The sequence below is a fragment of the Mesorhizobium sp. M7D.F.Ca.US.004.03.1.1 genome, from assembly GCF_003998635.1.
GTDB lineage: Bacteria > Pseudomonadota > Alphaproteobacteria > Rhizobiales > Rhizobiaceae > Mesorhizobium > Mesorhizobium loti.
The window spans coordinates 1-3,625 of the sequence record NZ_RZQG01000616.1 but is presented as its reverse complement, the minus strand read 5'-3'; the positions used below and the strand labels follow the sequence as shown (position 1 = coordinate 3,625).

Annotated in this window: 6 protein-coding genes; all 6 read right to left on the bottom strand. The window is 64.7% G+C overall.

Features of this window, described 5'->3' with window-relative positions; all coding sequences use genetic code 11:
- A partial coding sequence (gene arsC / locus EN935_RS26515) for an arsenate reductase (glutaredoxin) (protein ID WP_127373776.1) occupies positions 1-359 on the bottom strand: 359 nt, incomplete at its 3' end.
- A complete protein-coding gene (arsB, locus tag EN935_RS26510; RefSeq protein WP_164757556.1) occupies positions 356-1,420 on the bottom strand; it encodes an ACR3 family arsenite efflux transporter in 1,065 nt (354 codons plus the stop codon). The genes arsB and arsC, both read right to left, overlap by 4 nt.
- A gap of 109 nt (positions 1,421-1,529) precedes the next feature.
- Positions 1,530-1,862 (bottom strand): metalloregulator ArsR/SmtB family transcription factor, encoded by a 333-nt coding sequence (locus EN935_RS26505; protein WP_109660381.1) that lies wholly within the window; start codon positions 1,860-1,862, stop codon positions 1,530-1,532.
- Between the two features lie 66 nt (positions 1,863-1,928).
- Positions 1,929-2,627: an RES family NAD+ phosphorylase gene (locus tag EN935_RS26500; protein WP_127262665.1), complete on the bottom strand. Its 699-nt coding sequence runs from the start codon at positions 2,625-2,627 to the stop codon at positions 1,929-1,931.
- A complete protein-coding gene (locus tag EN935_RS26495; RefSeq protein ID WP_109661358.1) occupies positions 2,621-3,043 on the bottom strand; it encodes an MbcA/ParS/Xre antitoxin family protein in 423 nt (140 codons plus the stop codon). Before EN935_RS26495 ends, EN935_RS26500 begins: the two co-directional genes overlap by 7 nt.
- A gap of 378 nt (positions 3,044-3,421) precedes the next feature.
- Positions 3,422-3,625, bottom strand: a 204-nt coding sequence (locus tag EN935_RS26485; protein WP_127373775.1) for an aldehyde dehydrogenase family protein, incomplete at its 5' end; no start/stop codon positions are given.

Below are 3,625 nucleotides of genomic sequence, written 5' to 3'. Positions count from 1 at the left end.
ATCTCCGGGTTGGGCAGGATGTCCAGCACCTTTTCCGAGGGCCGCGCCAGGACGACGCCGAGCGGGCTGACCACGATCGGCCGGTTGATCAGGATCGGATGCGCCAGCATGAAATCGAGGATCTTCTCGTCGGACCATTTCGGGTCGGCAAGGCCGAGTTCGGCATAGGGCGTGCCCTTCTCGCGCAGCAGGTCGCGCGGCGTCATGCCCATCGCCGCGATCAGTTCGACCAGCCTTTCGCGAGACGGCGGCGTCTTCAGATATTCGATCACCTCCGGCTCTTCGCCGGACTGCCGGATAATGGCCAGCGTGTTGCGCGAGGTGCCGCAATCGGGGTTGTGGTAGATGGTTATGGTCATCGCGCGGCCTTCTCGCTGGACATCGTGCTGCGGACGGCGCCGCCCTCTTCGTACCAGCCCTGGCTGCGGTTCACGATCCACACCACCGACAGCATGACCGGAACCTCGATGAGGACGCCGACCACGGTGGCAAGGGCTGCGCCCGAATTCAGCCCGAACAGCGCGATCGCGGCGGCCACCGCCAGCTCGAAGAAATTCGACGCGCCGATCAGCGCCGATGGTCCGGCCACGCAGTGGCGTTCGCCGCTGACCCGGTTGAGCAGATAGGCAAGGCCGGAGTTGAAATAGACCTGGATCAGGATCGGCACCGCCAGCAGCACGATCACCAGCGGCTGCGCGATGATCTGCTCACCCTGGAAGCCGAACAGCAGCACCAGCGTCGCCAGAAGGGCAACCAGCGACAGGGGCTGCAGCGCGGCGAGCAGCGCATCGAGCCCGCCTTGCCCGCTTGCCGCCAGCAACCGGCCCCGAACCAGTTGCGCGACGATCACCGGTGCTACGATATAGAGCCCGACCGACAGCATCAGCGTGCCCCATGGCACGGTGATCGCCGACAGGCCGAGCAGCAGGCCGACGATCGGCGCGAAGGCAACGATCATGATCGCGTCGTTGAGCGCCACCTGCGACAGCGTGAAATTCGGCTCGCCGCGCGTCAGGTTCGACCAGACGAACACCATCGCCGTGCACGGGGCCGCGGCAAGGATGATCAGCCCGGCAATGTAGGAATCGATCTGCGCGGCCGGCAGCCAGGGCCGGAACAGCCAGCCGACGAAGAGCCAGCCCAGCAGCGCCATCGAGAACGGTTTCACCGCCCAGTTGATGAACAGCGTCACGCCGATGCCGCGCCAGTAGGTGCCGACCCTGGCCAGCGATGCAAAATCGACGCGCAAGAGCATCGGCACGATCATCAGCCAGATCAGCACCGCGATGGGAATGTTGACCCTAGCGATCTCGGCCGAGGCGATGGCGCCGAACACGCCCGGCAGCAGATGACCGAGCGCGATGCCCGCGACGATGCAGAGCGCCACCCACACCGTCAGATATTTCTCGACGAAGCCGATGCCGGGCCGCGCTGTGTCGCTCGCGTTCAGAGCGTGATCGGTCATGATGGCTTTCCTTGTTCGGACGGCGCGCGATAGATGTTGAATATCCAGGCAGTCATCGCTGCCCTCAGCAGTCGCAGGTCACGGCATTGATGACGGGTCGGCAGAGTTCCGGCGCGCCATTGCAGCAATCTTCCATCAGATAGGCCAGCAGGTCGCGCAAGCCGGTCATGTCGGCGACGTAGCGCACGATCCGACCGTCGCGTTCGGGGCGGATCAGCCCGGCATGGGCGAGCACCTTCAGATGCGCTGACATGGTGTTCTGGACCGTGTCCAGCCTTGTCGCGATCTCGCCAGCCGGAATGCCTTCCGGCCCGGCGCGCACGAGCAGCCGGAAGACATCCAGCCGCGTCTCCTGGCCAAGTGCGGCCAGTGCATTCAAAGTGTCTTTCTTATCCATATATCCGAATCCTTGGATTTATGGATATCGGCTTCCCCGCGATCTGTAAAGCGTGTCCGCCCGCCATCAGGTGACGGCCAGCACCTTTCCCGTATCGTGCTGGCGCACGAAGTCCACGCGGGCGCCATCCCAGTGATAGCTGTAGTGCCGGCCCTGCACCGGAACGGGGATGACATCAGGCCAGAAGATGCCGATGCAGCCGCCGCCCGGCATGCGCACGCTGTTCCACACCAGCCCATCGCTGCCGGCAGCCCGCAACGCCCGCCCTTCCGCCTGCGAGGCGGTGTAGTCGTCCGGGTCGAGCACGCCTGGCACGGCGTTCACGTCATCGAGGCTGCGGTCGACGCCGCCGATCAGCACGCGGAAATCCGCTGTCCAGCCCGGCCCCTCGTTGGTGGCGCCCATGAATTTCTGATGGTGGTGGATGGTCTCGGCCAGCGCCACCTCCTCGCTGTCGCCGGCATAGTAGATCCCGTAACTGCCATCCGAGAAACGGCCTGGCCTGAGCGTCGAGCAATGCACGAAGGGCGCCATCACGAAGCTCGCGCCGGGACCGGAAATCCGCCTTGCGGCCGACACCTTGCCGAGGTCGCCGATCTCGAACCGGATGCGCGGGTTCGTTTTCGCCTCGACGGCGGCAAGCGCCTCCCAGTCGCGCGGGTCGGCAACGTCCTCGAAGAGGTCGATGGGCGGATGGATGGAGCGGATGATGCGGAAGGTCTGGTGCCAGTCGACGCGGCGACGGACCGCAAGCCCACTCACCATGCACCACGCTCCGCATCGAGCCATTCCCGCATCGCCGAGAGATCGGAGATTTCGCCGCGCAGCATCAGGTCGAGGGCCGACTGGCCGCCGAAGGTGGCATTGGGCTTGCGTATCCAGGCATAGCCGCGCGCCGGCTCCGTGAACAGATAGCGCAGGCCCTTGTGGATGCCCATCAGGTGCGCCATGCGGGTGCGCAGATCGCGGTCGATCCTGCCGATGCCGCCTTCTTTCGCCCCAGTCTTCCAACGCGCCCAGGTCCGAGCCGACATACCGCCAAGCAGGATGCAGGCCTCCATATCCGTGAGATTCCAGGCCTTGAACAGGTTGACCGTGGTGCGCGCCAAGGCGCCCGCCTCGTCATCCGAGATGACGCTGCCGACCGTGGCAGGCGTGGTGACGATGGACTGAAGCTGCATTTGTTGCCTCGCTATTGGCAGATATATAGCATGTATTTGCCAATTGGCAAGGAACGGCGTTGCGAGGCACAAGGCAAACTGGTTCGCACCGATGATCGGTTCCACCTTGGACCACCAATCGCCGAGGCCAGCGCCGCCCCTCATCGCCCTGCCGGGCACTTCTCCCCGTATAGTGACGGGGAGAAGGGGCTAGCCGCAACGCTGGCGCCCTACTTGCAACGCTGGTGATTGGCGAAACCGGCGATGGCAGCGTCCCTCTCCCCGTCACTATACGGGGAGAGGATGCCGGCAGGCAGGTGAGGGGCAGCGCCAACTTCGGGCGATTGGCCCAGATCCAGAAAGTTGCGCGCCACTTATCGTGGCGCGCCCCGACCCGTTTTACTCCGCCGCCTCATATCCCGCGATGCCCTTGATCTCGAGGAAATCCTCGAGCCCGTATTCGGCATATTCGCGGCCGTTGCCCGACTGCTTGTAGCCGCCGAACGGCAGGCCGGCGTCCCACTGGGGATAGTTGATGTAGACATTGCCGGTGCGCATGCGCGCCGCGACTTCGCGCGCCTTCTTCATGTCCTTGGCCTGGAT

Coding starts and splice junctions, on each gene's coding strand:
- EN935_RS26505 (WP_109660381.1), bottom strand. CDS start 1,862: ATGGATAAGAAAGACACTTTGAATGCACTGGCCGCACTTGGCCAGGAG.
- EN935_RS26500 (WP_127262665.1), bottom strand. CDS start 2,627: ATGGTGAGTGGGCTTGCGGTCCGTCGCCGCGTCGACTGGCACCAGACC.
- EN935_RS26495 (WP_109661358.1), bottom strand. CDS start 3,043: ATGCAGCTTCAGTCCATCGTCACCACGCCTGCCACGGTCGGCAGCGTC.